This is a genomic window from Enterobacter sp. CPE_E890 (genome assembly GCF_046521475.1).
Classification (GTDB): domain Bacteria; phylum Pseudomonadota; class Gammaproteobacteria; order Enterobacterales; family Enterobacteriaceae; genus Enterobacter; species Enterobacter adelaidei.
The window spans coordinates 1-26,883 of sequence record NZ_JBKFZW010000001.1 but is presented as its reverse complement, the minus strand read 5'-3'; the positions used below and the strand labels follow the sequence as shown (position 1 = coordinate 26,883).

The 26,883-nt window shown below is 54.9% G+C and carries 23 protein-coding genes and 1 other annotated feature; of the genes, 4 read left to right on the top strand and 19 right to left on the bottom strand.

What is annotated here, in order from left to right; all coding sequences use genetic code 11:
* Nucleotides 1-8: 8 nt before the first annotated feature.
* Both ACLHV9_RS00115 and ACLHV9_RS00110 read right to left on the bottom strand, forming a co-directional pair.
* Nucleotides 9-1,505, bottom strand: a complete 1,497-nt coding sequence (locus ACLHV9_RS00115) for a sulfatase-like hydrolase/transferase (protein ID WP_407220022.1) — start codon at nucleotides 1,503-1,505, stop codon at nucleotides 9-11.
* Nucleotides 1,502-3,217, bottom strand: a complete 1,716-nt coding sequence (locus tag ACLHV9_RS00110) for a solute:sodium symporter family transporter (RefSeq protein WP_128348476.1) — start codon at nucleotides 3,215-3,217, stop codon at nucleotides 1,502-1,504. The genes ACLHV9_RS00115 and ACLHV9_RS00110 overlap by 4 nt, the downstream gene beginning before the upstream one ends.
* Before the next feature lie 172 nt (nucleotides 3,218-3,389).
* Here ACLHV9_RS00110 and ACLHV9_RS00105 point away from each other — a divergent pair, with 172 nt between their 5' ends.
* Nucleotides 3,390-4,283 (top strand): helix-turn-helix transcriptional regulator, encoded by an 894-nt coding sequence (locus ACLHV9_RS00105; RefSeq protein WP_407220021.1) that lies wholly within the window; start codon nucleotides 3,390-3,392, stop codon nucleotides 4,281-4,283.
* Here the strand turns inward: ACLHV9_RS00105 and ACLHV9_RS00100 are convergent.
* Together ACLHV9_RS00100 and ACLHV9_RS00095 are read right to left on the bottom strand one after the other, a co-directional pair.
* Complete coding sequence (locus ACLHV9_RS00100; protein ID WP_407220020.1) at nucleotides 4,280-5,602, bottom strand: 6-phospho-alpha-glucosidase; 1,323 nt, start codon at nucleotides 5,600-5,602, stop codon at nucleotides 4,280-4,282. The two genes, ACLHV9_RS00105 and ACLHV9_RS00100, sit on opposite strands and share 4 nt — an antisense overlap.
* Complete coding sequence (locus ACLHV9_RS00095; protein ID WP_407220019.1) at nucleotides 5,599-7,221, bottom strand: alpha-glucoside-specific PTS transporter subunit IIBC; 1,623 nt, start codon at nucleotides 7,219-7,221, stop codon at nucleotides 5,599-5,601. Before ACLHV9_RS00095 ends, ACLHV9_RS00100 begins: the two co-directional genes overlap by 4 nt.
* Nucleotides 7,222-7,443: 222 nt before the next feature.
* Here ACLHV9_RS00095 and ACLHV9_RS00090 point away from each other — a divergent pair, with 222 nt between their 5' ends.
* A complete protein-coding gene (locus ACLHV9_RS00090) occupies nucleotides 7,444-8,190 on the top strand; it encodes a GntR family transcriptional regulator (protein WP_208594872.1) in 747 nt (248 codons plus the stop codon).
* Here ACLHV9_RS00090 and ACLHV9_RS00085 read toward each other — a convergent pair.
* The 3 genes from ACLHV9_RS00085 to ibpA form a co-directional block, all read right to left on the bottom strand.
* A complete protein-coding gene (locus ACLHV9_RS00085) occupies nucleotides 8,158-9,819 on the bottom strand; it encodes a putative transporter (RefSeq protein ID WP_028017791.1) in 1,662 nt (553 codons plus the stop codon). The genes ACLHV9_RS00090 and ACLHV9_RS00085 overlap by 33 nt on opposite strands.
* A gap of 172 nt (nucleotides 9,820-9,991) precedes the next feature.
* Entirely contained in the window at nucleotides 9,992-10,420 is a 429-nt protein-coding gene (ibpB, locus tag ACLHV9_RS00080) for a small heat shock chaperone IbpB (RefSeq protein ID WP_028017790.1), read from the bottom strand.
* Nucleotides 10,421-10,556: 136 nt separating this feature from the next.
* Nucleotides 10,557-10,967: a small heat shock chaperone IbpA gene (gene ibpA / locus ACLHV9_RS00075; protein WP_008500162.1), complete on the bottom strand. Its 411-nt coding sequence runs from the start codon at nucleotides 10,965-10,967 to the stop codon at nucleotides 10,557-10,559.
* Nucleotides 10,961-11,033: a sequence feature (ROSE (Repression Of Heat Shock gene Expression) occurs in the 5'-region of heat shock genes and acts as an RNA thermometer to modulate expression.), on the bottom strand. (Overlaps the previous gene by 7 nt.)
* Before the next feature lie 247 nt (nucleotides 11,034-11,280).
* Here ibpA and ACLHV9_RS00070 point away from each other — a divergent pair.
* Nucleotides 11,281-11,613: a YceK/YidQ family lipoprotein gene (locus ACLHV9_RS00070; RefSeq protein WP_028017788.1), complete on the top strand. Its 333-nt coding sequence runs from the start codon at nucleotides 11,281-11,283 to the stop codon at nucleotides 11,611-11,613.
* Here the strand turns inward: ACLHV9_RS00070 and ACLHV9_RS00065 are convergent.
* From ACLHV9_RS00065 to ACLHV9_RS00030, 8 genes are all read right to left on the bottom strand, one after another.
* Entirely contained in the window at nucleotides 11,610-12,839 is a 1,230-nt protein-coding gene (locus tag ACLHV9_RS00065) for a DUF3748 domain-containing protein (RefSeq protein ID WP_407220017.1), read from the bottom strand. The two genes, ACLHV9_RS00070 and ACLHV9_RS00065, sit on opposite strands and share 4 nt — an antisense overlap.
* A 51-nt stretch (nucleotides 12,840-12,890) precedes the next feature.
* Complete coding sequence (locus ACLHV9_RS00060) at nucleotides 12,891-14,228, bottom strand: MFS transporter (protein WP_407220016.1); 1,338 nt, start codon at nucleotides 14,226-14,228, stop codon at nucleotides 12,891-12,893.
* A gap of 74 nt (nucleotides 14,229-14,302) precedes the next feature.
* Complete coding sequence (gene dgoD, locus ACLHV9_RS00055) at nucleotides 14,303-15,451, bottom strand: galactonate dehydratase (RefSeq protein WP_407220015.1); 1,149 nt, start codon at nucleotides 15,449-15,451, stop codon at nucleotides 14,303-14,305.
* Complete coding sequence (locus ACLHV9_RS00050) at nucleotides 15,448-16,065, bottom strand: 2-dehydro-3-deoxy-6-phosphogalactonate aldolase (RefSeq protein WP_028017784.1); 618 nt, start codon at nucleotides 16,063-16,065, stop codon at nucleotides 15,448-15,450. The genes dgoD and ACLHV9_RS00050 overlap by 4 nt, the downstream gene beginning before the upstream one ends.
* Nucleotides 16,049-16,927: a 2-dehydro-3-deoxygalactonokinase gene (locus ACLHV9_RS00045; protein ID WP_407220014.1), complete on the bottom strand. Its 879-nt coding sequence runs from the start codon at nucleotides 16,925-16,927 to the stop codon at nucleotides 16,049-16,051. The genes ACLHV9_RS00050 and ACLHV9_RS00045 overlap by 17 nt, the downstream gene beginning before the upstream one ends.
* Entirely contained in the window at nucleotides 16,924-17,613 is a 690-nt protein-coding gene (gene dgoR, locus ACLHV9_RS00040) for a D-galactonate utilization transcriptional regulator DgoR (RefSeq protein ID WP_003861109.1), read from the bottom strand. Before dgoR ends, ACLHV9_RS00045 begins: the two co-directional genes overlap by 4 nt.
* A gap of 225 nt (nucleotides 17,614-17,838) precedes the next feature.
* Nucleotides 17,839-18,651 (bottom strand): sugar-phosphatase, encoded by an 813-nt coding sequence (gene yidA / locus ACLHV9_RS00035; protein ID WP_208594876.1) that lies wholly within the window; start codon nucleotides 18,649-18,651, stop codon nucleotides 17,839-17,841.
* Between the two features lie 115 nt (nucleotides 18,652-18,766).
* Nucleotides 18,767-19,792, bottom strand: a complete 1,026-nt coding sequence (locus ACLHV9_RS00030; protein ID WP_407220013.1) for an NAD(P)-dependent alcohol dehydrogenase — start codon at nucleotides 19,790-19,792, stop codon at nucleotides 18,767-18,769.
* Between the two features lie 110 nt (nucleotides 19,793-19,902).
* On the opposite strand from ACLHV9_RS00030, the gene ACLHV9_RS00025 reads away from it, so the two are divergent.
* A complete protein-coding gene (locus ACLHV9_RS00025) occupies nucleotides 19,903-20,838 on the top strand; it encodes a LysR substrate-binding domain-containing protein (RefSeq protein WP_407220012.1) in 936 nt (311 codons plus the stop codon).
* 32 nt (nucleotides 20,839-20,870) lie between these two features.
* Here ACLHV9_RS00025 and gyrB read toward each other — a convergent pair whose 3' ends face one another.
* The 4 genes from gyrB to dnaA all read right to left on the bottom strand — a co-directional run.
* Nucleotides 20,871-23,282, bottom strand: a complete 2,412-nt coding sequence (gene gyrB, locus ACLHV9_RS00020; protein ID WP_028017779.1) for a DNA topoisomerase (ATP-hydrolyzing) subunit B — start codon at nucleotides 23,280-23,282, stop codon at nucleotides 20,871-20,873.
* Nucleotides 23,283-23,310: 28 nt separating this feature from the next.
* Nucleotides 23,311-24,384, bottom strand: a complete 1,074-nt coding sequence (recF, locus tag ACLHV9_RS00015) for a DNA replication/repair protein RecF (RefSeq protein WP_013094779.1) — start codon at nucleotides 24,382-24,384, stop codon at nucleotides 23,311-23,313.
* On the bottom strand, nucleotides 24,384-25,484 hold the full coding sequence (dnaN, locus tag ACLHV9_RS00010; RefSeq protein WP_008500170.1) for a DNA polymerase III subunit beta: 1,101 nt from the start codon (nucleotides 25,482-25,484) through the stop codon (nucleotides 24,384-24,386). Before dnaN ends, recF begins: the two co-directional genes overlap by 1 nt.
* 4 nt (nucleotides 25,485-25,488) lie before the next feature.
* Nucleotides 25,489-26,883 (bottom strand): chromosomal replication initiator protein DnaA (gene dnaA, locus ACLHV9_RS00005; RefSeq protein ID WP_230122613.1); only part of this gene is annotated, 1,395 nt, incomplete at its 5' end.

Below are 26,883 nucleotides of genomic sequence, written 5' to 3'. Positions count from 1 at the left end.
GGTTCTCCTTAAAACTTCTGTTTCTTCTCTTCCACCTTCACCCCCTGCGTTGGCAGTCCGGTGTCGTAGTCACGCACCACCGGCGAATAGCCATCTTCCGGGCGCGGGCGGAAAGCGCCCATCCAGCGCGGCGCGGCATCCGCACGCCACGGGCGACACGCCCACTGATAGGTACGGAACGGATCGCGGATTTTATCCATATAATCCAGCAGCGCGTCGTGCATCTGATTACGCGCCCCGGCAAAGCGCGGCGAGTCGATCAGGTTATGCATTTCGTCCGGGTCGTTGTGACGGTCGTAGAGTTCATCGGTGGTGAACAGGTTCAGCACCAGTTTGTACGCATCCGTAACCCAGCAGCGTACCGGAATAAAGCCGCCAAAGCTGTCATGTTCTATCTCGTAACGGTTAAATTCCACCATCACGCCACGCTGCGCATCCGCCGCCAGAATATTGTCGCCCGGCAGGATGTCAGGCTTATGTATGCCTGCCAGCGCCATCATGGTCGGCAGCAGATCAATATGGCTGACCGGCGTATCAACCTGCTTCGGCGCACCCTGCGGCGGGCGCATGATCAGCGGGATACGGGTGATGTCGTCGTACATCGCCGCGCCTTTGCTGATTAACCTGTGCGCCCCCATCATTTCACCGTGATCGGAGGTATAAATCACCCAGGTGTTCTCTCGCTGTTCTGGCGTCAGCACGTTCACGACCCGGCCAATCTGGTCATCCACAAAGTCATTACAGGCGAAGTAGAGCGGATGATGGTAATAACGGCTGCCCTCCTCTACTGGAGTCGGCATGGCCTGCGACCACAGACGATGGTGCACCGGTTTATCCGCCAGCGAGTCCTGCGCCTTTTCGCCTAAATCGTAGTAAAAGTCCTGATATTTCTCGAGATACTCCACCGGACAGGTAAACGGATGATGGGGTTCGTCATAGGAAACCACCATCAGAAAAGGTTCGTCATCCGTCTGCGGGCGCTGTAAAAAATCGACCGCGCGATTGCTGATACGATGCGCCCAGGTAAAGGTTTCATCGATATTGTTAGCCTGTAACTCTTCGACGCTGTTCAGCCCGTTGCGCCACAGGTTAATCTGCTCCTCGGTCAGTTCCGCCAGATAGTTTGCCCCGTCGAACCAGAATTCTTCATTCCACTCCGGCGGGCAAACGCCGGTGCCGAAATAGTCATGACCATCGAGGTGCCATTTACCGATATAGCAGGTCTGGTAACCCGCATCTTTAAAATAGCGACCCATCGTGGAGATGTTTTTACCCGGTGCAACGTTGTTGGTCCACGGCCCGGACTGATTAGCGTAGATCCCTGTAAACAGTCCGGCGCGTGCGGGTGTACATACCGGAGAGCAGGTATAAGCCGCGTTAAAGCGAATACCTTCATCCGCAAGCTTATCGATATTATGCGTATTCAGCGGCTTACCGCTGTAACAGCCCACCATGTTGGTGGCCTGGGTATCGGTCATGATGAACAGGAAATTTGGGCGTTTCATGGTTTGTCCTTAACGTCGGAAGCATAGATAAGCGGAGGGTTACGGCGCGAGCGTCTGGCATCGACAATCAGATAAACCACCACCACCGTCACCACCAGATAGCTGAAAATGGTGAGCCAGCGGCTGGCATAACCGCCAAACTGCGCCAGGCCGGAATAGACGCCAATCATCGCGAACAGGACGCCAACAGAGGCGATTTTGGCGTTTTTCCACGGCTTCATGTCGACGGCGAACGCATCCTGGAATTTGAACGGTGTGGCTCTCGGGAAGAAGTAGCCAATCACCAGCATCAGCACCACGTTGATACAGAAGGTGCAGGCCAGCACATACAGGAAGTGGAAGTCGAACTTCACCAGGTAGTTGATGACGATATAGCTGACAATGCCGAAGAACAGCGCCATTTTGGCCGCCACCGCAGGGATGCGTGGGAAGAAGAAGCCCATGATGACAATAGTCACCAGCGGCACGTTGTAGATACCGTTGAGTTGCTTCATCCATGAATAGAGCCCCTGTGGTGCATAGGCAATCCATGGCGCGACCAGCACAGAGACGATGGCGACGATCAGGCCAAAGCGGCGCCCCACCCGTACCAGTTGTTCAGACGAAGCGTTTTCATTGATGATGCGCCGGTAAATGCCCAGACTAAAGAGCGTACTGGCGCTGTTCAGGAACCCGCAGAACGCACTGATAATGGCGCCGAACAGCACTGCGCTAAAGAAGCCAACCAGCGGTAATGGCATCACTTTGTTCACCAGCGCCGGATAGGCCATATCGGCTTTCGGCAGATCCTGGAACAGATGAAAGGCAATCACGCCAGGCAGCACCAGTATCAGCGGATCGAGCATCTTTAACACTGCTGTCAGCAGCGCTCCTTTCTGCCCTTCCGCCAGGCTTTTCGAGGCCAGCGTACGCTGGACGATACCCTGATTAGTACACCAGTAGAAGGTATTGACCAGAATCAGCCCGGTCAGCGCAGCACCAATGGGCACCGGGTCGTGGCTGCCGCCAATGGAGTTGAGCATTTCGCTGTGATCGTGGGTGAGTTTATCAATGCCGCGCATCACGCTGCCGTCCCCCATCGCCATCAGGCCAAACAGCGGCACCATCAGCCCGCCAATGACCAGACCGACACCGTTGATGACATCCGCAATCGCAATGGCGCGCATCCCGCCGACGACGGCGTAAAGAATGCCAGAAATACCCAGTACCACAGCCATCGCCCAGATGGCGGCATGTTGAGAAATACCAAAGGCTTCAGTAACGTGGAACATGCTATTAAACGCCAGTGCGCCAGAGTAGAGCACGATAGGCAAGAAGCAGATGCCGGTGGCAATCAGGAAGCAGCAGTCCACGATGATGCGCGTGGTTTTGTCATAACGCTCTTCAATGAAATCAGGAATGGTGGCAATGCCCCGCTGTAGATAGCGTGGCAGAAAAATTAGCGCCAGAAAAATCAGAGGGATAGCGGATATCACTTCCCATGCCATGACCGACATCCCGCTACGGTAAGCCTGGCCGGTTAATCCCACCAGTTGCTCGGTGGAAAGGTTAGTCAGCATCAACGACGCGGCAATGACCGGCGCTTTCAGCGAGCGCCCGGCCAGAAAGTACCCCTGCTGCGAACCGGTATCGGCCTTACGTAACTTCCACCAGGTGATAACAGCCACCAGCAGCGTAAAAGCAATAAAGCTCACAATTTGCTGAATATTCATCTTGTTGCCCTTATTTATGATTATGCCCGGCATTTGGGTATACAGAGGAATAAAACGCACCGGGTCCAGGCTATTCGATATCTTAAATGACAAGACTGGTTTCCCCATTGCGGTAATTTTCTGATAAATTCCGCTTCGGGTTGTGGGCATAATTTGCTGACGGGAAATTAAAATGAATGGAAAAATTCAAATTTCGCATGTAAAAAACGAAACAACGTACAATATTCCGTTAGTTCTTGATGAAAGTGTGATCTCAAGCGGAATTTCACTGATCTCACTTTGGCATACGCTGGCAGATGAGAGTTACCGTGTTATCTGGCCTCGTGATAAGAAAAAACCGCTTATTGCCAACTCCTGGGTAGCCGTTTACACCGTTCAGGGATGCGGGAAGATCCAGCTCAAAGATAATTCCGAAATTACGCTCAATGGAAATAACGTTATATTCTTAAAACCGACGGATATAACATCTTATTACTGTGACGGGCTGGTCTGGGAACAATACTGGATGGAATTTATCCCCACCAATATTATGGAAATACCCATATTACAGACCGGCATAATTTATAACGGTGAACAATTTAATAAAGAGCTGACTGAGGTCGCAGAATTACTGGCTTTACGTTCCCCCATAAAAAACAATCTTGCCGTCGCGTTTCTCACTAAAATAATTTATCAGTGGATTTGTCTTATTTCAGAAAACGGCAGAAAAGACCGCGAACTGTTGCGCCTGGAAAACCTTCTGGCAGAGCTGCACGCCAGCGTACAAAAGCGCTGGAGCGTGGCCGAAATGGCCCAGCGGATGCAGTGCAGTGAAGCCTGGCTGCGGCGGCTCTTTTTACGCTATACGGGAAAATCGCCGAAGGAATATTACCTTGATGCAAGGCTGGAGCTGGCGCAATCGCTGCTGCGGCAGGAAGGAAATACGGTTAACAAGGTAGCGGACATCCTGAATTTTTTTGACTCTTTTCACTTCAGTAAAGCATTCAAGAATAAGTTCGGCTATGCGCCTTCGGCAGTAAGCAAGATAAAGGACCGGCACCCTGATGATGCCGGTCAGGAAGATTAGTGCAGCTCTGGCCAGTACTCTTTGTTGGCTTCTATCAGATCATCGAGGATCGCTTTGGCGACCGACGCGCTCGGCACGGTTTTCGACAGGGTAATCGCCTGCCAGAGTTTCTGGTATGAGCGTTGTTCCCAGGCATCCACCACCAGTTTTTCCACCGCCACCTGCTGGCTCATCAATCCTTTCTGGAAGTGCGGAATATCGCCCACGGTCAGTGGTTCCGGCCCGTTGTGGCCCACCAGGCACGGAATTTCCACCATCGCGTCGGCATCAAAGTTATGGATGGCCCCATTATTCGGCACAATCAGCAGCATGCGCTCCTGGGTGTTGAAGGCAATTGCCGTCGCCAGATCGACGATGTACGACGCATGTTCGTCGATTTCCAGCTCACCGGCGGCGGAGTTACCGGCTTCGATAATCGCCCGGCAAGAACTGAACACGTGCTTCTCACGATGCTCCATAACTTCATTGGCGCGGGTACGCTCCGGGTTCGAGTGCGCGACCACGTAGTCCGGGAACAGATAATATTTTAGATAGGTGTTCGGCATGGTGTCCGGATCCAGCGCCTGCACGTCTTTTGCTTTGGCAAAGGTATCGTTCCAGCTCGCTTCGGTATGCGCATCTTCCGAAGGCGGGACATAGCCATTTTTCGCAACGTATTCGCGCAGTTTCGGCATCAAATCGTTGCCGTTCAGATCTTCAATCGACGTCCACCAGCCGAAGTGGTTCAGCCCGTAGTAGCGAACCCGCATCTCTTTGCGGTCCTTGAGGCCAACAATCTGCGCCATGCGCCCTTCAATGCCGATCGGCATATCGCAGATATTGAGGATTTTGGCGTTCGGACGCAGACGGCGGGTAGCTTCCGCCACAATCGCCGCCGGGTTGGAGTAGTTCAGCATCCAGGCGTTCGGGGAGTACTGCTCCATATAATCCACCAGTTCCAGCACACCGCCGATAGAGCGCATGCCGTAAGAGATCCCACCCGGGCCGCAGGTTTCCTGACCCAACACGCCGTGACGCAATGGGATTTTCTCGTCTTTTTCACGCATCGGGTATTTGCCCACGCGGATATGCGCCATCACGAAATCGACATCGGTAAAGGCGGCTTTTGGATCGGTGGTGTAGCTGAATTCAATTTCCGGAGCCTGTTCTTTAAGGATGATTTTGCACGCTTCGGCGATAGTCTCCTGACGTGCGCCGTCGTTGTCATAGAACTTCAGCGTGCGCAGCGGGAAACGGTCACGGTTGGCTAACAGCATCAGGACGATACCAGGCGTGAAAGTGCTACCGCCGCCTGCAATGACAACTGAGAATTTTTTCATGATATAGCCTCTGTCAGGGTGGTTTGTTCATTCGTTAAAGGGGTTTTCATCAGCGATTCCAGCTGGTCGCGCACCTGAGGAACGTGCAGGCCGACAATCACCTGAATGCCGTTGCCGCGCCGGACGACACCGTGTGCGCCCAGGGCTTTGAAGACGTCATCGCTTTGGGTTTTCGCCATATCCACCAGCGCGATACGTAAGCGGGTGGCGCAGTTGTTAATGCTTTCGATATTGGCCGCACCGCCGAGTGCCTGTAAGAATCCGGCAGCTTGTCCAACCTGCTGGCTGGCCGCCGCAGGGGCGGTGGTTTGCTCACGCGCAGCCTTATAGTCAGCCTTGCTGTAGAGTTTGATTTCACTCTCTTCCCGGCCAGGTGTTTTGAGGTTCAGACGCTCAATCAGCGTTTTGAAGACCATGAAGTAGATCCCGGTAAAGCAGACGCCGATACTGATTTGGGTGAACATCATTGAGGCGTGGTTATGGAACATTGGGATCCAGTTTTGCGGCAGGAACTGGTCCAGCATGCCGCCGCCCATATTCCCTACCACGCCAAAGATGTACATCACCGTTGCCATCGTCGCGGCCAGTACGGCGTGGACGGCAAACAGCAGCGGCGAAATAAACAGGAAGGTGAATTCGAGTGGCTCGGTAATCCCCACCAGTACGGCGGTGAGCGTGGCCGGGATCAGCAACCCCGCTACCTTGACGCGGTTTTCCGGCGACGCGGTGTACCACAGCGCCAGCGCAATCCCGACAGAGCCAAACACCTTTGAGTTGCCGTGCAGCGCGAATCCGCCTTCCGGGAACAGGGTTTTCAGCGGCAGCGTGCTCTGGCTGAACTCCTGCAGATGCTGCGCCCAGTAGACCTGAATCCCCCCTTCCACTGCCGCAGGGCCGAAAATAAACGGACCGTAGACAAAGTGATGCAATCCGGTTGGGATCAGAATGCGTTCCAGGAAGGTATAAACCCAGACACCCAATGCACCAGCAGAACGTAAGAAGGCCTGCAGAGACTCAATGCCCATCTGCACTTTCGGCCAGCCCAGCAGCGTCAGCCAGGCGCAGGGGATCATAACGAAGAATGCGAGGATAACGACGAACGACGTACCCTGGAAAATCCCCAGAAAAACCGGCAGCGGCTTGTCGAAATAGCGGTTATGGATCGCGGTGACGATGCCCGAAATCACAATCGCCCCAATAATGCTGGTATCCAGCGTTTTGATGCCCGCAATCATCGCCAGCCCGCTTCCCGCCGTGGGCTCTGCGGAGAAATCGACGCCAAAGAAATGACCCCAGGTCATCCCCATCGCATTGATGAAGTAGTTCCAGGTCAGGAAGCTAATCAGCACCGCCAGACAGGCACGGCCCTGCGCCTGCTTCGCCAGACCAATCGGCAGGCCGACGGCAAAAATCAGCGGCATATTGCGAAACACCGCCCAGCCGCCCTCTTCAATGATGTGAACGATCTGCGCGAAAAGATTATCCGGAGCGGTTAAAGCCTCGCCCACAAACAGCGGGTTGCGAAGCATGATGGCAATTCCCACCACGATCCCGGCGAACGGAAACAGCAACACCGGGGTAAACATGGCACCGCCAAAACGTTGTATTTGACTGAGCATTTTTAAATCCTCACGTAACAACCTGTAGGGGGTAGAGGCCTTTATGGTTTTTTGCTGGCCTGAGGTGAGCATAAGAACTTACTGATGCGCGAACATGGCGTGCCGCTGCGATTCGTGATCGCATTCATGGTTTTATTTTGACCAGTCAGGTCTACTTTTCGTTGTAAATATGGACATGTCAGGACGCAATCCACCTCCAGAAAAGGGCAGAGAGGTCTACTGGTGATCTACAAATCTATTGCCGACAGATTACGGCTGCGGCTGAATTCGTCGGACTACAACATCGGCAGCCCGCTTCCTGGTGAAAAGACGTTGGCACAGGAATTCGGCGTGGCGCGAATGACCATTCGAAAGGCACTGGACCTGCTGGTCAGTTGGGGGCTGGTGGAGCGGCGCCACGGCAGCGGGACGTTTGTATCGCGTAAAGATGTCCACCACGAAACCACTAACCTGACCGGGCTGGTGGAAGTGCTGCGTCAGCAGGGGAAAGAGGTGCAGAGCAAGGTGTTGCAGTTCGAAGTCATGCCCGCACCGCCCGCCATCGCCAGCCAGCTGCGGATACAGGTGGATGAACGGATCTACTTTTCGCGTCGCGTGCGTTTCGTGGAGGGGAAACCCCTGATGCTGGAGGACAGCTTTATGCCCGTGAAGCTGTTTCGCAATCTGTCGCTGGCGCATCTTGAAGGGTCGAAGTTTGATTACATCGAGAAGGAGTGCGGGATCACTATCAGCGGTAATTACGAGAGCCTGACACCGGTGCTGGCAGATAAACAGCTAGCCGGTTACCTGAACCTGCCGGAACAAACGCCGCTGCTGCGAATTACGTCTCTCTCATACAGCGACAGCGGCGAGTTCCTCAATTATTCCGTGATGTTCCGAAATACCAGCGATTACCAGGTGGACTACCATCTGCGGCGCATCCACCCGGACGAATTACTAGCTCATCCCCCAGAACAGCACCGCCAGTAGCTGCGGGGTGATGATGCGCAGGAACATGACCAGCGGGTATACCGTGGCATAGGACAATGCCGCCGCACCGCTGGTGGCGTGCAGGTTATTGGCAAAGGCCAGCGCGGGAGGGTCCGTCATGGAGCCCGCCAGCATACCGCACAGCGTCAGATAGTTCATTTTGGCGAACATCCGCGCCAGAATGCCCACCGTCAGCAGCGGGATCGCCGTGATAAATATCCCGTAGCCGACCCAACTCATCCCTTCGCCCTTGACCAGGGTATCGACAAAATCTCCGCCGGATTTCAGGCCGACAACGGCCAGGAACAGCACGATGCCGAGCTCGCGCAGCGCCAGGTTGGCACTCGGTGGCATAAACCAGTAGAGCTTACCGATGCAGCCGATACGACCGAGAATGAGCGCCATAATCAGCGGCCCGCCCGCCAGGCCCAGCTTGAGCGCCACCGGGAAGCCCGGCACGTACAGCGGAATGGAGCCCAGAAGTACGCCTAGCCCGATACCGATAAATACAGGTAACATCTGAACCTGCTGCAGTTTTTGCTGGGCGTTACCCACCATATCCGCCACAGCATCAATCGAAGACGGTCTCCCGACCAGGTTGAGGATATCCCCAAACTGCAGGCTGGCCTCCGGGCTGGCGACCAACTCGACACCCGCACGGTTAAGACGGGAGATCACCACGTCGTAGCGCTCTTTTACCTGCAGATCGCGTATTTTCTTGCCAAGAACGTGCTCGTTAGTCACCACCACACGCTCCACGCGCATATCGGTGCCGCGGGTGGAGAGCGAGGTATCCACTTCCTGACCAATCACCAGCCGCGCGTTGTTTAAATCCCCTGGCTGGCCGACAAGATGCAGCAAATCGCCTTGCTGAATGACGGTGCCGGGCGCGGGCACCATCAGCATATCGTCACGCTTAAGGCGGGAGCAGATGATATTGGCGCTGTTCAGGATCGGCACATCCTGAATCGCCATGTTGTTCAGATTGGGGTTATCAACCCGAATATTGATGGTTTTGATCGGCATATGGCCGTTAGTGAGGGTGGTTTCGTGGTCCTTCGCCTCTTTGTCGACGTTAATCCGGAACAGGACACGTACCAGCCACATGGAGAGCAGAATGCCGCAAATCCCAAACGGATAGGCCATGGCGTAGCTCATCCCCATCTGGTCGACAATACCGGGTTCGATACCCAAATCGCGCAGAATTTGCTGCCCCGCACCGAGTGCCGGCGTGTTGGTCACCGCCCCGGAGAAGATACCCAACACCACGGGCAATGGGATATCAAAGACTTTATGCAGAATAGCGGTAACCAGCCCGCCCATCACCACAATGCCGAGAGCAAACAGGTTAAGCCGTAATCCGGAAACCCGAAGTGAGGCAAAAAAGCCCGGCCCCACCTGAATACCGATGGTATAAACGAAGAGGATCAGACCGAATTCCTGAATAAAGTGGAGCATTTCGGCGCTGAGGACCAGCCCGAGTTTGTCGGCAAAGTGCCCGACAAAAATTCCGCCAAACAGAACCCCGCCAATCCCAAACCCGACACCACGGATTTTGATATTACCTATCCACAGTCCAACTACAGCGACCAGGGCCAACACGCTAACCGTTAACGCGATATCACTCATGATCCACTTCCTGTGCATAACCTTAGTTATGACGAGGATTCTCTCAGAGCCAGACGTAGTTGTATGGGCGATGGCGCACAAAAAAGCCCTGCCGGAGCAGGGCTTTGTGCAGTCGGTGAGTATTGTCGGGTGGCGGCTACGCCTTACCCGACCTACAGGATCGGCGGGCTTGTTAACTGTTTAACGCAGGCCGCTCGCTAATGGCGATACGCTGTGGCGCGATAGCTTCCGGCACATTACGGGTCAGGTCGATATGCAACAGCCCGTTGGTGAAAGTCGCACCGGAGACTTCCATATGATCGGCCAGGGTAAAGCTCAGGCTAAACGGCTGAGTGACCAATCCCTGATGTAACCATTTGGTCTCGGTTTCTGGTTTTTCCGGCGTACCCTTCACGGTCAGACGCGTACCTTCAAGCTGGATATCCAAATCGTCCTGACGGAAACCGGCCAGCGCCAGGGTAATGCGATAGTGGTTATCATCGCTCTTTTCGATGTTGTACGGCGGAAATGTCTGTTGCTCGGTGGTGCTTTGCAGGGCGTTAGCCAGTTTGTCAAAACCAATCCACTGACGCAGCAGGGGGGATAAATCGTAGTTACGCATACTAAATCTCCTTCTGAGAAGCGAGTTCGGCACAGTTTAATTTTGTGCGCAGTTATTCCTGCAAATCCCGATGGATTCGCATATGCTCCCATTACGGCAAGCAATTCTGGATGGGCCGCTTAGGCGACCCGCATAATTAGTTAATTTCGATACGACGCGGCTTTTTCTCTTCCGGGATCACGCGTTCCAGTTCGATAAACAGCAGGCCGTTAACCAGATTCGCGCCTTTAACGTGAATGTTCTCAGCTAACTGGAACTTACGTTCAAAGTTGCGCTCGGCAATGCCCTGGTAAAGGTAGGTACGTTCTTTCTGCTCGGCCGTATGGGAACCTTTCACCACCAGCAGGTTGTCCTGGGCGGTGATCTCCAGTTCGTTTTCTGCAAAACCGGCGACAGCAATCGCGATGCGGTAGTGGTTTTCGTCAACCAGCTCAACATTGTATGGAGGGTAGCCGTTGCTCTGGCTTTGGTTATTTTCTAAATGGTTAAACAGGCGGTCAAAACCAATTGCAGAACGGTATAGCGGAGAAAGATCGAAGTTACGCATAAATAAAACTCCTGAAATCAGCGAGAAAATGTAGCCTTCCACCATGGACAGGCCTTAGTACCCCGAACACCCATCAGGCGTGTTCGTTTTCGTGGTTACCTTCTTAAAATGGGTCTTGAACCGGGCTTTTCAAGCACGACAGCTGCACTTTTTTTTGCACTTTCTTGCATCTCGCTTAGACTGGGACAACAGCACAAAGGGTTAAATTGCGATGGCTGCCACAGTGCGGGGTTATCGGGCTATCCATTTTGGTTAAGGCTCGCTATAAACCTGAGTTGCAGGTCTTTGCAGTGCCATTAATGATGACTGAGTGATGATGAAAAATGTTCTGATAAAGCTGACGACGTTCAGCGGGGTAGTTTTACTTTGCGGGTGTTCGAGCGTGATGTCTCACACCGGCGGTAAAGAAGGAACATATCCGGGGACACGTGCCAGCGCGGCGATGATCTCCGATGACGATACAAACTGGGGCACCAAATCCCTGGTTATCCTGGATATGCCGTTTACGGCTGTGGCGGATACGCTTCTGCTGCCGTGGGATATGTTTCGTAAGGACAATTCTGTGCGCTCACGGGTAGAAAAAAGCGAGCAGGAGAATCTGGCGACAAACGCCGTTATTCCGCCCGCTGAATTGCCTCCACGCTAGTGTTGCGCGGTTTCTGTTAACCAAAGCTGACGGAAACCGCCTGTCTCTTCCATCCACGCAATAAAACGTCCGTCTGGGGAAAACACTACCGCATCTGCTGAAGGTGGGTTGCCGTGATCGGACGTCAAAAACGTCACCGCACCAGTCTGCGCATCGCAACAGGCGATCCGATTTTCAAGCACGAATCCCAGCATGTTCCCGGAAGGGTGCCAGTTAAACGCTGACTGAATACCGCTCTCCGTATGGGTTAACTGGCGCGTCTCGCCACCCTCAGGAGAGATCAGCCACAGCTGCACAATACCTTTATCATCTCGCATCAGAAACGCGATCTGCGTCCCTTGCGGATTACAGCGCACCCAGTGACGCGGCACGTTCACAAGCCCCGGATACGCCCTTTGATGCGTAAAGGTCAGACGACGCTGCTTAACCCCTGCTGGTGGGGCAGGCAGGGTCTCTGTCGTACCCTGCAAAGGCTCATCGCCCGCCTGCTTCCAGCCCTGTTCGTTCTCAGGCAACTCAACAATAAACAGTTCTGGCACTTTCTCGCCCTGCACTGACAGGGTATCGCCAATAAACGCCAGCCGGTCATTACTCACCCAGCCCTCTTCATAGGCGCGGTTGATGTCATCGCTGCCGGGCTGAGGTGTTGGCGTCGTGCGGCTCACCAGCACGCTCCAGTATGCACCGACATATTCTCGCGGATGGTTCCCCTGTGGGTTCACCGGGCCAAACGGTGCGGCAACACCCACGTTACGTAAATCAAGTTTCGGATCGCGCTCGTGCAGGACGTGGTCGTTATAGGTAAAGCTAACGAGCTGCCCGTTCGGGCTGAAGACGTGTACGTGGCTGCCGCCGCGCAACGCGCCTGCGGTATAAGGCGCGGTGATATCCATCGCATCCAGGTTGCTCACCTGGCCATGATGCGCAATCACCCCCTGACGATGGTGAAAATCATAGTGCCAGTCTGCATCCGGGTGTTTCGGGCCGTGGATAAACACATACTTATCTTCAGCGGGATGAACGGTCACCACGCCGACATGCGCGCCGTCAGTGGCACGATAAATCACCTCAACCTCACCCGTACTGACATTGACTCGCTCAATGGTTTCACCGGTGAACGATGCGCCCGACGGGCGCACATCAAAGACGAGCCACTGGCTGTCCGGCGTCCAGGTATTGATATTGGTCAGCTGGTGATGGCGGGAAGCGAAGGTGATTTGTTTCATGGAGATACCCTGATGCGCAGTTGTCGCATCAGGGTAAAACATCAGCGGGATTTAGCCTACTCGTTTCACATCGCCCACCAGCAGAATGTAGGAGAGCGCACCGATCAGTGCTACCGCTGAGATATAGACCAGCGCCGGGCCAAAGCCGTAATCCTGTGCCAGGTAGCCGATGACCAGCGGTACAGTGATGCCGCCGAGCCCACCGACAAAGTTGAACACGCCACCGGTCAGGCCAATCAGGCGCATTGGCGCCAGGGATGAGACCAGTGACCAGGTGATGGAGGCAAAACCGTTGCCGAAGAACGCCACAGCCATCAGGGTCATAATCCATACCGGATCGTTGGTGTAGTTGGCGCCCATGATGCAGGTGGAAATCAGCAGGCCGCAGATAATCGGCGTCTTACGCGCGACCCCCAGTGAGGCACCTTTCTTCACCAGTCTATCCGCCAGCCAGCCCGAGAGCAGTACACCGAAGAATGCCGCAAGGAACGGTACTGTAGTCATAAAGCCAGCTTTCAGCGCAGTGATCCCCTTTTCCTGCGTCAGATAGTTAGGGAACCAGGTCAGGAAGAACCACAGCGTCGAGGTAACCGCGAACTGACCCAGATAAACGCCTACCAGCTTACGATGGAAAACCAGCTTCCAGTCCGCTTTGGTCAGCGGCTGGCGCGCCTCTTTTTTCACTGGCGCATCGCCGTCTACCAGACCACCGCCGTCGCGGATGTAGTCCAGCTCGGCTTTGGTGATGCTTTTAGTCAGACGCGGTGGCTGGTAAACCTTGAACCAGATAAACGACCAGATAATGCCGATCCCGCCGGTGACGATAAATACCCAGTGCCAGCTCAGCAGCTCCTGGATCCAGATCAGCAGCGGCGTCAGGAACGCCAGGCCGACAAACTGCCCGGAAGTGTAAAAACCAACGGCAGAAGCACGCTCATGCTCCGGGAACCAGCTGGTCACCATGCGGTTGTTGGTCGGGAACGCCGGGGCTTCGAAAATCCCGGTGATGGCGCGCAGACCAATTAGCGACATCAGCCCGGTGGCGAACCCCTGGAACAGCGTCGCCACGGACCAGCCGAAAATGGCGATGAAGTAGGTTAAACGAGAACCTACGCGGTCAAGGAACCAGCCACCGGGGATCTGACACAGCGTATAAAGCCAGGCGAACGCCGAAAAGACGTAGCCCATTTCCGCTTTGGTGATGCCAAACTCTTCCTGAATATGGGCCGATGCCACGGCAAGGTTGGCGCGGTCGACATAACAAATGACCACGGTGATAAAGATCATAATCAGCGTCAGGTAGCGGCGACGCCCGGTTTTTGCAGCAGTAACTGGAATATCCATCGCAATCTGTCTCCAGATTTTGGGCATAGCGAAGCCGCTCACCATGCCCTGTAATTTACAGAGGGTTATATTTTTTGTAGGTAAGGATTTTGTCCGGTGGCGAAGCGCCATCCGGCGAACTACCACTCGGCTACGGAACCGTCTTCATGACGCCAGAGTGGGTTACGCCAGTCCGGCGCATTTTTGCTGAGCTCAATGACTTTGGCTTCGTCAATATCCACGCCAAGGCCCGGCTTCGTTAACGGTTTAAAGAAACCACCTTCCATGCTGAAGTCTTCTTTGTTTTTCACAAAGTCGAGCAGTTCCGCGCCCTTGTTATAGTGAATACCCATGCTCTGTTCCTGGAACACAGCATTGCGGGAGACAAAGTCCACGTGCAGACAGGCGGCCAGCGCGATCGGCCCAAGCGGACAGTGCGGCGCCAGCGCCACATCGTAGGCTTCCGCCATTCCGGCAATTTTGTAGCATTCGGTGATGCCGCCTGCGTGGGAGAGATCGGGTTGCAGTATGGCAATGCCGCCCGCTTCCAGCACGCGTTTGAACTCGAAACGCGAGTACATACGTTCACCCGCCGCGATAGGAATATGGGTCTGCTCAGCCAGTTTCGGATAGTACTCTGCCTGCTCGGCCAGCACCGGCTCTTCGATAAACAGCGGACGATACGGCTCAAGCTCTTTAATCAGCACTTTAGCCATCGGCGCACTGACGCGGCCGTGGAAATCCAGACCAAACTCAATCTCGTTGCCGAAGGCTTCACGGATTTGCGCGACGGTATTTACCGCACGGTCTACCGCACGCGAGTTATCAATAACGCCCATCTCTTCACAGCCGTTGAGCTTGAAGGTGTCAAAACCGATATTGCGCAACTGCTTAATGCCGTCGATCACTTCCGCAGGGCGGTCGCCGCCCACCCAGCTGTAGGCTTTGATTTTGTCGCGTACCAGGCCGCCCATCAATTGCCAGACCGGCGCATTCAGGACTTTACCTTTGATATCCCACAGCGCCTGGTCGATACCGGCGATAGCGCTCATCAGGATCGGGCCGCCACGGTAGAAGCCCGCGCGATACATCACCTGCCACAGGTCGTTAATGCGCGCCGGATCCTGGCCAATCAGGTATTCGCCCAGCTCATGCACTGCCGCTTCAACGGTGCGCGCACGCCCTTCAATCACCGGCTCGCCCCAGCCGACAACGCCTTCGTCGGTTTCGATTTTCAGGAACATCCAGCGCGGGGGTAAACGGTACGTGGTGAGTTTGGTAATTTTCATTTCACTGCCTCTCGATACGCTTTCACAAATGCTGTCGCCTGCTGCGCGGTTTGTTCAACTGACTGCCCGGCGCGATAGAGATCGCTGCCCAGCCCCGCCCCCACACAACCGGCTTTCATCCACTGCGCCAGGTTTTCTGGCGTTACGCCGCCCACGGCAAAGACCGGCACGCTGGCGGGTAATACCGCTTTCAGCGCTTTGATGTAGTCCGGGCCAAAGGCCGATGACGGGAAAATTTTGAGCGCCTGCGCGCCCGCATCGAGGGCAGTAAAGGCTTCCGTAGCTGTCGCACATCCCGGACAGACGGTCATGCCGTAGCTCACCGCGCGGCGGATCACTTCAGGATTAATGTTGGGCGTGACGATAAGCTTGCAGCCCATTTTCGCCAGCTCATCCACCTGCTCCGGGTGTAACACGGTTCCCGCGCCAATCAGTGCCTTATCACCAAAGGCATCCACCACGGCCGGAATACTTTTTTTCCACTCTGGAGAGTTGAGCGGGATTTCCACCGCATCGAACCCGGCGTCAATCACTGCGCCTACGTGCGCGATCGCCTCATCGGGCGTAATGCCGCGCAAAATCGCGATAAGGGGAAGATCAGTTTGCCACTGCATGAGCGATGCTCCTTATTCCTGCCTGAAATGCCGTATCGCCGGAGATCGCCGCCACATCACGCCCAATAGCGTGAAATGCCTGCTGATAGCGCGACGTTAACGCGCTTCCGGCAACAATCGTGATTGCCTGCCCGGTCGGGACAAAATCGCGCATGGTCGCGACTTCTGCGCCAATCAGCAGGCCTGAGAGAAATTCGCTAACCTGCTCGCGCGGGAGATTTCCCAGCACGTGCGAGGCGCGAACTTCGAAGAGTTTCGGCAGAACATCAGGTGATGCGAGACCGCGCTCAAGCCCGGCGGTAAACGCTGCGGGCGACGTCTCTTGCGCTGGCAACCCCGCCCCCACCAGCGAATGCGTCAGTAGCAAATGGTGCAGTTCGCCGGTCATTACGGTACGAAAATCATGGATTTGCTCAGCATCGGCCTGCACCCACTTGCAGTGCGTACCGGGCATAACGTAAACAGAAGAAGGAGAAAGCGTGCGCGCGCCAAGCAACTGTGTCTCTTCGCCGCGCATCACGTTGTGGTTATCGTCGCGAGAGACGCACAGGCCGGGAATAATCCAGACATTGTCATCAACGTACGTTAACTGCTCGCCAATGGCAGAGAAATGCGCAGGAACCGGCAGGTAAGGGGCGATTTTCCAGCCCACGTTGCTGCCGACCATGCCCGCCATTACCACCGGCGTGGCGCCATCGCGCCAGTTTTGTGTGACCTCTGCTAACACCGCCTCGGGGGATTTACCGTTCAGGCGCGTCACGCCTGCTTCTGATTGCCTGCTCTCCAGGCACTGCTCGCCCTGATAAAGCCAGGCGCGCAGATTGGTCGATCCCCAGTCAATTGCGATGTAGCGAGATGTCATGTGATTTCCTTCAGCCTTCGTGTCGAGCTGGCGATCATGGTGAGCGCCGCCTGCTCTGCCGCATCGCCGTCCTGATGCCGTATCGCATCGAACAGCGCTTTATGTTCCTGGAGCGTTTTCGGCATGTTGGCCTCATCGCCCATCCAGGTACGTTCAAATACCGCCCGCTGTAGCGAGCTAATCGCCACGCTAAGTTGCTGTAACACCGGGTTATGCACCGACTGCAGCACCGCCTCGTGATAGCGAATGTCCGCCTCGTTGAACGCCTCCCGGTTCTGGTTATTAGCGATCATGTCGTTTAAAGCCGACTCAATCTGGGCCAAATCGCCGGAGGTTGCGCGCTCCGCCGCCCAGCGGGCGATGGCCGGTTCCACCAGGTTTCGGACTTCACTCATCGCGCCAATCAGCCGTGGGTCGTAGTCGTTTTCCAGAACCCACTGCAATACGTCGGTATCGAGGTAGTTCCACTGGTTGCGAGGAGCGACAAACGCGCCGCGATAGCGTTTCATTTCAATCAGCCGCTTCGCCATCAGCGAGCGGAACACTTCCCGGATGATGTTGCGCGAGGTTTCAAACTCCTCACACAGTTCGGCCTCAGCAGGGAGCGGCGAACCCGGGACGTATTTGCCCCCCACAATTTGAGTGCCCAGCGTGATGACAATGCGATCGGTTTTGTTAAGCGTCATGGAGAGTCCTTGTGCTCTTTATGTCCATCACTACTTTACCGTGCCCGCCGAATTTCGCCTCACTTTTGCAGTACAAACGTGAGGCCTTTCATCTTTGTCGTGATGACAATGTAGTACAATCAATCAATGTTGTACTACAATCAAGATCACAAAAAGAACAATCAAATAAATTCAGCGCAAAAAAAAGCCCCGGTTGATAACCGAGGCTGATGATTTTGGTTGCTGTTACCGCAGGACAAATTTCTCAATGGCGTACGCCACACCGTCTTCCAGGTTGGATTTGGTGACAAAATTGGCCACTTCTTTCACCGACGGGATCGCGTTGTCCATTGCCACGCCCATACCCGCGTATTCAATCATCGCGATGTCGTTTTCCTGATCGCCCAGGGCCATAATCTCCTCAGGTTTGATGCCCAGCGCATCGGCCAGTGATTTAACACCGGTACCTTTATTCACGCGTTTATCGAGAATTTCGAGGAAGTACGGCGCGCTTTTCAGCACGGTGTATTTCTCTTTCACCTCGGCAGGGATGCGCGCAATCGCTTTATCCAGGATCTCAGGCTCGTCGATCATCATCACTTTCAGGAACTGCGTCGCCGGGTCCATCTTCTCGGCTTCACAGAACACCAGCGGAATGGTGGCAACGTAGGATTCATGTACCGTGTAGTAGCTGATATCACGGTTGGCGGTATAGAGCGTGTTGCGATCGAGCGCGTGAAAGTGAGAACCTACTTCGCGGGACAGCTTTTCGAGGAACAGGTAGTCATCATAGCTCAGCGCGGTTTGCGCAACCGTACTGCCATCCGCAGCTTTCTGCACCAGCGCGCCATTATAGGTAATGCAGTAATCGCCCGGCTGATTCATGTGCAGCTCTTTCAGGTAGCTGTGCACACCGGCATACGGACGGCCAGTGGTCAGTACCACATTCACGCCCTTTGCGCGTGCCGCGGCAATTGCGTTTTTAACGGCTGGAGAGATGGTGTGGTCTGGCAGCAGCAGTGTGCCGTCCATATCGATTGCAATGAGTTTGATAGCCATGAGGTCCCCGGAATAAATGAATGCAACCCATGCTAACGCGATTAAGCACACAAAAATAGAGCTAGATTGCGCAACCAGATCACCCCTTTTCAGGCTTATCCCGGGGAACGACAATTCACTCGCGGGTGAGGACTATTTTGCCAAACGCACCGCGATCGAGGTGCTCAAGCGCCTGTTCAAGCTCGTCAAAACGGTAGCGATGCTCAATCACAGGTTTTAATCCGGTTACATCGACAGCCTGAACGAAATCCTCCAGCGCCCGACGATGCCCAACGCCAATCCCCTGAATAACCGGAGATTTCAGCAACAGCTCGCCAGCTGGGAGTGAAATTTCGGTCCCGGCCAGAACGCCGATAACCGAGATACGTCCATGCACGGCAACGGCGCGCAGAGAATGCTTCAGGTTTTCACCCCCTACGGTTTCGATAATATGGTCGATACCGCGATCCTGAGTCAGCGCCAGAATGGCTTCAGCCCAGTCACCTTTCAGCCTGTTGATCCCTTTGTCAGCCCCGAGTTTTTTGGCCAGTGCCAGTTTTTCATCACTTCCGGACGTGACAAAAACCTCAGCTCCGTGTGCTTTTGCAATTTGCAGGGCGAATATCGCTACGCCGCCCGTCCCCTGTACCAGCACCGATTGCCCGGCGCGTAACTGGCCGCGTTCCACCAGCGCAAACCATGCGGTAAGCCCTGCGCAGGGTAAGGTGCTGGCCTCTGCGTCATCCAGTGTTTCCGGGGCGGCCACCAGCCAGTCTGCCTTCACAATCACATATTCGGCCAGCATCCCCTGGAAGTATCCACCGGACGTTCTATAGGGCAAATTGCGCGCGTCCGCCTGCGGCTTGCCGTCGATCCACTCAGGGAAGAAGGTTGAGATGACGCGAGCGCCGGGTTTGAAACGCGTCACACCTTCACCAATGCTGTCCACCACGCCCGCCATGTCAGACGCCGGCGTAAACGGGAAGGAACGTGAAATCGGCATGTTACCTTCAATCACCATTTTATCGCGGTAGTTGAGCGCAACGGCATTCACCCGCACGCGCACTTCACCTGGACCAGGCTGTGGAACAGGTTCCTGAATGAGTCTGAGGTTTTCACGCCCGAGGGCATTCATCGACCAGCGTTGCATTGTCTCTGCCATTGTTTTTCTCCAGCCATCAAATGAGTTTCAGTACTCACAGTCTACCGTTGACTCATCATCACCAGTGGCGATAAGTTTTCTCTTTATTGTCGCCATAATGGATACAATCCATGACTGATACACTGAAGGATATTCCTGTTTTTGTGGCCGCCGTTGAGGCGGGGAGTTTTGCTCAGGCCGCAACTCGCCTGCATTTATCGCGCTCGGCGGTAGGGAAAAGTATCGCTCGCCTCGAAGAGCGACTGGGCGTTCGTCTATTCCAGCGCACCACCCGCAGCCAGAGCCTGACCGATAACGGCGCGCTTTTTTATGAGCGCTGTCTGCGCGCGCTGGAGGAAATTCGCGGTGCAGAATCACTGCTTGAAACAGGGAAACAGCAGGTCAGTGGCCGCCTGCGTGTTGCCATGCCGGTGCTGTTTGGTCGCCAGTGCGTCGCCCCGCTGTTGATTGAACTGGCGCAGGAACACCCCGGACTTGAACTGGAAATGTCATTCAGTGACCGCGTGGTGGATCTTGTCGAGGAAGGGTTTGATATGGCGGTGCGTAACGGCGTGCTTCAGGACAGCAGCGTGCTGGTTGCCAGAAGGCTGGGGGAACATCGCATGGTGCTGTGCGCCGCGCCGGATTATCTGCTGAAGAAAGGCCAGCCACAAAGCGTTGATGATTTACCCCTGCATACGGCCATTAACTATCTGCGCGCAGGCAGAGTGCTCCCCTGGCAACTCATGGACAACGACGGAACGCCGCGCACATTTATTCCCCGGTCATCACTCAATATGGATGATTTGCAGGCGATCTGCGACGCTGCCCTGGCCGGGTACGGCATCGCGTGGTTGCCCTGCTGGATGGTCAGCAAAGAAATTCATCAGGGAAAACTCATCCCGCTCTTAAAGCAGGCACCGGATGTGCGTTTCGACGTGCACGCGGTCTGGCAGCAGACGCCGCATCTGCCGCTAAGGGTAAGAATTGCTATAGATACGCTGGCGAGCCGTTTACCGTCAGTGATGTCGCTGGATATGCCTGTGCCCACAAAAAAGCCGCGCTAAAAGCGCGGCCTGTGTTTTGCAGTATTACGGCATTAAATATCGATATTAGCCGCTTTCAGGGCGTTCTCTTCGATGAAGGCACGACGTGGTTCAACCGCATCGCCCATCAGGGTAGTGAACAGCTGGTCAGCAGCAATCGCGTCTTTAACGGTCACGCGCAGCATGCGGCGGCTTTCCGGATCCATAGTGGTTTCCCACAGCTGATCCGGGTTCATTTCACCCAGACCTTTATAACGCTGGATAGACAGACCGCGACGGGACTCTTTCACCAGCCAATCCAGCGCCTGTTCGAAGCTGGCTACCGGCTGACGACGGTCGCCACGTTCGATAAACGCATCGTCCTCGATCAGACCGCGCAGCTTCTCACCGAGCGTGCAGATACGGCGGTATTCCGGGCCGGTCACAAATTCGTGCTCCAGCGGATAGTCGGTGTCGACACCATGGGTACGCACGCGAACAATCGGCTCGAACTGTTGAGCGGCGTTCTGCTGAACATCGAATTTCCACTGGCTACCGTGCTGTTCTTTCTCGTTCAGCTCGCTTACCAGGGTATTCACCCAGCGGGTCACGGTTTGTTCATCGCTCAGGTCAGCTTCGGTCAGCGTTGGCTGATAAACCAGCTCCTTCAGCAGCGCTTTCGGATAACGGCGCTCCATACGCCCAATCATTTTCTGCGTGGCGTTGAACTCAGACACCAGGCGTTCCAGCGGCTCACCTGCCAGCGCTGGTGCGCTGGAGTTCGCGTGCAGAGTCGCACCATCAAGGGCGATGGCGATTTGGTACTGATCCATCGCGTCATCATCTTTAATGTACTGTTCCTGTTTGCCTTTCTTCACTTTGTACAGCGGTGGCTGTGCAATGTAGACGTGGCCACGTTCAACGATTTCCGGCATCTGACGATAGAAGAAGGTCAACAGCAGCGTACGGATGTGCGAGCCGTCGACGTCCGCATCGGTCATGATGATGATGCTGTGATAGCGCAGTTTGTCCGGGTTGTACTCATCACGGCCAATGCCGCAGCCCAGTGCTGTGATAAGCGTCGCCACTTCCTGAGAAGAGAGCATTTTGTCGAAGCGTGCTTTCTCAACGTTGAGGATTTTACCCTTCAACGGCAGGATAGCCTGGTTCTTACGGTTACGGCCCTGCTTCGCAGAACCGCCCGCGGAGTCCCCTTCCACAAGGTACAGTTCAGACAGCGCCGGGTCACGTTCCTGACAGTCAGCCAGTTTGCCTGGCAGGCCTGCTAAGTCCAGTGCGCCTTTACGACGGGTCATTTCACGGGCTTTACGCGCCGCTTCACGGGCACGCGCCGCATCAATAATTTTGCCAACAACGATTTTCGCGTCAGACGGGTTTTCCTGCAGGTAGTCGCTCAGCAGTTCGTTCATCTGCTGTTCAACCGCCGATTTCACCTCAGAAGAGACCAGTTTGTCTTTGGTCTGTGAGGAGAACTTCGGATCCGGCACCTTCACGGAAACCACAGCAATCAGGCCTTCACGCGCATCGTCACCGGTGGCGCTGACTTTCGCTTTTTTGCTGTAGCCTTCTTTGTCCATGTAGGCGTTCAAAGTACGGGTCATCGCCGCACGGAAGCCTGCAAGGTGAGTACCACCGTCACGCTGTGGAATGTTGTTGGTGAAACAGTAGATGTTTTCCTGGAAACCATCGTTCCACTGCAGTGCCACTTCTACGCCGATACCGTCTTTTTCGGTGGAGAAGTAGAAGATATTTGGATGAATTGGCGTTTTGTTCTTGTTCAGGTACTCAACGAACGCCTTGATACCACCTTCGTAATGGAAGTGGTCTTCTTTGTTGTCGCGTTTATCACGCAGACGAATAGAGACGCCAGAGTTCAGGAACGACAGTTCACGCAGGCGTTTTGCCAGGATGTCGTACTCGAATTCGGTGACGTTAGTGAAGGTTTCCAGGCTTGGCCAGAAGCGCACCATGGTACCGGTTTTGTCGGTATCGCCAGTGACGGCCAGCGGTGCCTGCGGCACGCCGTGGGTATACAGCTGGCGGTGAATTTTGCCTTCGCGCTGAATAACCAGCTCCAGCTTCTGCGAAAGGGCGTTAACCACGGAGACACCTACGCCGTGCAGACCGCCGGAAACTTTATAGGAGTTATCATCGAACTTACCGCCTGCGTGCAGCACAGTCATGATAACTTCCGCAGCGGACACGCCTTCTTCCGGGTGGATACCGGTTGGGATGCCACGACCATCATCGGTGACGGAGACGGAGTTATCCGCATGGATCGTGACCACGATGTCTTTACAGTGACCCGCGAGCGCTTCGTCGATAGCGTTATCTACCACCTCGAATACCATGTGGTGCAGACCGGTGCCGTCATCCGTGTCGCCGATATACATACCCGGGCGCTTACGCACCGCATCCAGCCCTTTCAGGACTTTGATACTGGAGGAGTCATAAGAATTCGACATCAACGTTTCTCGCTCATTTCAACTTGGGTTAATCCGTTATTTTACCCTTTTCCACGGTAAACATCTTCGAATTTTCGTCCGACATGTCCATAACGTGTTCAGCGCTAATGGCGCTGACGAAAACCTGCGACTGCGTGGCTTTTAAGCGGCTGGCAAGCAGCCCACGCCGCGCGTCGTCAAGTTCCGAGGCAAAATCATCTATCAGGTACAGGCAGCGTCTTCCACTCTCGCGGGTGAGAAATTCCCCCTGTGCCAGGCGTAGCGCGCACATCAGGAGCTTAAGCTGCCCGCGCGACAGCGTGTCTTCCACCGGCGCACCGTCGGCACGAATGCGGAAATCCGCCTTGTGCGGGCCATGCGCGGTGTAGGTCAACATGCGATCACGCTCGAAGTTTCTCTCTAACACCTCGGCATAATCCGTCTCTTTCTCCCAGCCGCGCTGGAAGGAGAAGGTGAGAGAGAACTCAGGTAAAAACTGTTTGCAGGTATCCGCCATGTCTTCGGCAATACCTGCGCTGTATTCGGCACGCCAGCGGCTGATTTGTTCCGCGAGAGGGATTAACTCCATGTCCCACGGACGCAGCTGGGCGTAACGGGTGACCTGGCGCAGTGCAGCGTTACGCTGCTTAAGCAGGCGCTTCAGGTTGCTCCAGGCGTTAAAGAAACCGGCTTCGTTGTGAAAGCATCCCCAGTCAAGGAACGCTCTTCTGTATTTGGGGCCGCCGTTGAGTAAAGTAAACCCCTCCGGCGTAATCAGCTGCATTGGCATCAGCAGTGCCAGCTCCGCCACCTTGTGGCCGTCGGTACCGTCGATACGTACCTTGCTGTCGCCCTGCTTGTCTTTGGTCAGGCCGATGGCGGTTTCCCGCTCTTCACCCTGTAAACGCCCGTGCAGAACAAAGGACTCCTGCTCATGGCGAATGACGCGACCAATCTGCAAACTGCGAAACGCCCGGCCATGGCCGAGCGTGTAGATGGCTTCCAGCACGCTGGTTTTACCGCTGCCATTCGCGCCAACCAGGAAGTTAAAGCCCGGGGATAAAGCAAGATCCGCGCTTTCAATATTGCGAAAGTCGCGGATCAACAGACGGGTGAGCGACATTACAGTCTCATTGGCATGACAACATAGGCAGCCGACTGTGATGCGGCATCTTCAATCTGTACGCTTGAAACGGAATCGGTCAGCAGGATGCGCACGTTCTCGCATTTCAGTGCATTCAGCACATCCAGCACGTAGCTGACGTTAAAGCCGATTTCCATCTCAGCTCCGGCGTAGGTGACGTCCAGAATTTCTTCTGCTTCTTCCTGCTCCGGGTTGTTAGCGGTGATTTTGATCTGGTTTTCACTCACATACAGGCGCACACCGCGGAATTTCTCGTTAGATAGAATGGCGGCACGGGCAAACGCCTGCTTGAGGCTATCGCAACCCGCTTCCAGCGTTTTGTCCGGGTTCTTCGGCAATACGCGGCGATAATCCGGGAAACGACCGTCAACCAGCTTCGAGGTGAAGACAAAATCACCTACATGAGCGCGAATGTTGTTGCTGCCGATCTGCACGCGCAGCGGGGTATCACCACCGTCGAGCATACGCATCAGCTCAATCACGCCTTTACGCGGCACGATCACCGAATGGTTCGGCAGCGAGTCGCCAATTGGCATGGAACAGACCGCCAGACGGTGGCCGTCGGTCGCCACGGTACGCAGCTCTTCACCTTCGGTTTCGAACAGCATGCCGTTTAAGTAGTATCGAACGTCCTGATGCGCCATAGAAAACTGCGTGGCTTCAATCAGACGCTTCATCGTCGCCTGTGGCAGGGTGAATTCAACTTCACTTTGCCAGTCGTCCAGGTTCGGGAAGTCCGCAGCAGGCAGCGTGGAAAGCGAGAAACGGCTGCGGCCAGAGCGCACCAGCATGCGGTCGCCCTCCAGCTGCACGGCGATTTCAGCGCCTTCCGGCAGCCCACGGCAAATATCAAAGAATTTACGTGCCGGAACCGTGGTCGCACCCGCGTCGTGTGGCTGAGTCAGCGTAACGCGCGCGATCATTTCCATTTCCAGGTCTGTGCCGGTCAGCGACAGCGTACCGTCCGCGACCTGAAGCAGCAGGTTTCCGAGAATAGGCAGCGTTGGGCGGCCACCTAATGGGCCACTCACCTGTTGCAGCGGTTTTAATAAATGTTCACGTTCAACAGTAAATTTCATAGCGTCACGATGATAATGTTCTGATTAAATTGGAAAAATCTTCTTTTATGTCGTGGCTTTCTTCACGTAACTGCTCAATCTTGCGACAAGCGTGCAGCACGGTCGTATGGTCACGGCCACCAAACGCATCCCCGATTTCCGGCAGACTGTGGTTGGTTAACTCCTTTGCCAGCGCCATCGCCATCTGACGCGGACGCGCCACCGAGCGGGAACGACGTTTAGACAGTAAATCTGCCACTTTGATCTTGTAGTACTCAGCCACCGTCTTTTGAATATTGTCGATGGTGACTAATTTTTCCTGCAATGCCAGCAAATCGCGCAGCGCTTCACGCACAAAATCGATCGTGATCGCGCGGCCAGTAAAGTTGGCATTAGCAATAACACGGTTCAGTGCCCCTTCCAGCTCACGCACGTTGGAGCGCAGACGCTTGGCAATGAAGAACGCCACTTCACCCGGCAAGCGAATGTCGTTTTCATCGGCTTTCTTCATCAGGATCGCAACGCGGGTTTCCAGCTCTGGTGGCTCGATCGCCACAGTCAGGCCCCAGCCGAAGCGGGATTTCAGACGATCTTCAACACCGTTGATCTCTTTTGGATAACGATCCGAGGTCAGAATGATCTGTTGATTGCCTTCCAGCAGCGCATTGAAGGTGTGGAAAAACTCTTCCTGCGATCGTTCTTTATTAGCAAAGAATTGAATGTCATCGATCAGCAGGGCGTCAACGGAACGATAATAGCGTTTAAACTCTTCGATCGCGTTGTTTTGCAGGGCTTTTACCATGTCCTGAACGAAGCGCTCGGAGTGCATATACACCACTTTGGCATTCGGCTTGCGCGCCATAATGCCGTTACCCACTGCATGCAGAAGGTGCGTTTTACCTAAACCCGTGCCGCCATAAAGGAACAGTGGGTTGTAGGCACCTCCGGGGTTATCCGCAACCTGACGAGCCGCCGCGCGCGCTAACTGGTTCGACTTACCTTCAACGAAGTTATCGAACGTGTGTTTAACGTTAACGTTAGAACGGTAGGTTGGCTCAGCAGGTGCAGGAACATTATCCCAGCCCTGACGAGCGGGTGCGACGCGAGGGGCCGGAGCAGGAGCAGCCTGAGCAGGCGCTGCTACGTTCACGGTTTCACGAACGGTTTGGGTGACCGGCTTTGTGCCCACTTCAAAGCGCAGCTGTGGGGCATCTGACCCGCAGAAATCGTTTAGCAGTCCATTGATGTTATTAAGGTACTTATCCCTTACCCAATCGAGCACAAAACGGTTTGGCGCATACAAAGCCAGCGTGTTATCGCTCAGTTCCGCCTGCAACGGGCGGATCCACATACTGAATTCTGTGGCTGGTAACTCATCCTGCAATCGGGCAAGACACTGCTGCCAAAGCGAAAGTGACAC

Coding starts and splice junctions, on each gene's coding strand:
- ACLHV9_RS00070 (WP_028017788.1), top strand. CDS start 11,281: ATGATGAAAAATGTTCTGATAAAGCTGACGACGTTCAGCGGGGTAGTT.
- ACLHV9_RS00115 (WP_407220022.1), bottom strand. CDS start 1,505: ATGAAACGCCCAAATTTCCTGTTCATCATGACCGATACCCAGGCCACC.
- dgoR (WP_003861109.1), bottom strand. CDS start 17,613: ATGACGCTTAACAAAACCGATCGCATTGTCATCACGCTGGGCACTCAA.
- ACLHV9_RS00045 (WP_407220014.1), bottom strand. CDS start 16,927: ATGACATCTCGCTACATCGCAATTGACTGGGGATCGACCAATCTGCGC.
- ACLHV9_RS00050 (WP_028017784.1), bottom strand. CDS start 16,065: ATGCAGTGGCAAACTGATCTTCCCCTTATCGCGATTTTGCGCGGCATT.
- recF (WP_013094779.1), bottom strand. CDS start 24,384: ATGTCGCTCACCCGTCTGTTGATCCGCGACTTTCGCAATATTGAAAGC.
- ACLHV9_RS00105 (WP_407220021.1), top strand. CDS start 3,390: ATGAATGGAAAAATTCAAATTTCGCATGTAAAAAACGAAACAACGTAC.
- ACLHV9_RS00025 (WP_407220012.1), top strand. CDS start 19,903: ATGACTGATACACTGAAGGATATTCCTGTTTTTGTGGCCGCCGTTGAG.
- ibpA (WP_008500162.1), bottom strand. CDS start 10,967: ATGCGTAACTTCGATCTTTCTCCGCTATACCGTTCTGCAATTGGTTTT.
- yidA (WP_208594876.1), bottom strand. CDS start 18,651: ATGGCTATCAAACTCATTGCAATCGATATGGACGGCACACTGCTGCTG.
- dnaN (WP_008500170.1), bottom strand. CDS start 25,484: ATGAAATTTACTGTTGAACGTGAACATTTATTAAAACCGCTGCAACAG.
- ACLHV9_RS00065 (WP_407220017.1), bottom strand. CDS start 12,839: ATGAAACAAATCACCTTCGCTTCCCGCCATCACCAGCTGACCAATATC.
- ACLHV9_RS00110 (WP_128348476.1), bottom strand. CDS start 3,217: ATGAATATTCAGCAAATTGTGAGCTTTATTGCTTTTACGCTGCTGGTG.
- dgoD (WP_407220015.1), bottom strand. CDS start 15,451: ATGAAAATTACCAAACTCACCACGTACCGTTTACCCCCGCGCTGGATG.
- ACLHV9_RS00100 (WP_407220020.1), bottom strand. CDS start 5,602: ATGAAAAAATTCTCAGTTGTCATTGCAGGCGGCGGTAGCACTTTCACG.
- ACLHV9_RS00085 (WP_028017791.1), bottom strand. CDS start 9,819: ATGAGTGATATCGCGTTAACGGTTAGCGTGTTGGCCCTGGTCGCTGTA.
- ACLHV9_RS00060 (WP_407220016.1), bottom strand. CDS start 14,228: ATGGTGAGCGGCTTCGCTATGCCCAAAATCTGGAGACAGATTGCGATG.
- ACLHV9_RS00095 (WP_407220019.1), bottom strand. CDS start 7,221: ATGCTCAGTCAAATACAACGTTTTGGCGGTGCCATGTTTACCCCGGTG.
- ibpB (WP_028017790.1), bottom strand. CDS start 10,420: ATGCGTAACTACGATTTATCCCCCCTGCTGCGTCAGTGGATTGGTTTT.
- ACLHV9_RS00030 (WP_407220013.1), bottom strand. CDS start 19,792: ATGGCAGAGACAATGCAACGCTGGTCGATGAATGCCCTCGGGCGTGAA.
- gyrB (WP_028017779.1), bottom strand. CDS start 23,282: ATGTCGAATTCTTATGACTCCTCCAGTATCAAAGTCCTGAAAGGGCTG.